Genomic DNA, 395 nt, shown 5'->3' on the forward strand with positions numbered 1-395 from the left:
GTCGTAAGTGATCCGATAAAGCTCAGGGGCTTTCGTCTCGCCGTAGTGCGCCACCTCGGCCACGCACAGTTCGACCTCGTAGGGCTTGGCCTGCTCGGTGAAGATCGTGCCCAAGGTCTGCGCGTAGACGTTGGCCAGCTGGCGGCCGGTCACGTCACGGCGGTCGTAGGCGTAGCCACGGGTGTCGGCGAACTGGATCCCGCCGCGCCGCAGATTGTCGAACTCGTTGAACCGCCCGACGGCAGCGAAACCGACCCGGTCGTAGAGCTCGCTGACCTTCTGCAGTGAGCGCGACGGGTTCTCCGCCACGAAGAGCACACCGTTGTCGTAGGCCAGCGCCACGACGCTACGGCCACGGGCGATGCCCTTGCGCGCCAGTTCGGAGCGCTCACGCA

The 395-nt window shown here is 66.1% G+C and carries 1 protein-coding gene; it reads right to left on the reverse strand.

Annotated features, from left to right (window positions below; translation table 11 throughout):
* Positions 1–378: proteasome subunit alpha (gene prcA, locus IMZ11_RS44585; protein ID WP_374463303.1), on the reverse strand; the 378-nt coding region annotated here is incomplete at its 3' end.
* Positions 379–395: the final 17 nt, after the last annotated feature.

It is taken from the genome of Microtetraspora sp. AC03309, assembly GCF_020826795.1.
GTDB classification, from domain to species: domain Bacteria; phylum Actinomycetota; class Actinomycetes; order Streptosporangiales; family Streptosporangiaceae; genus Microtetraspora; species Microtetraspora glauca.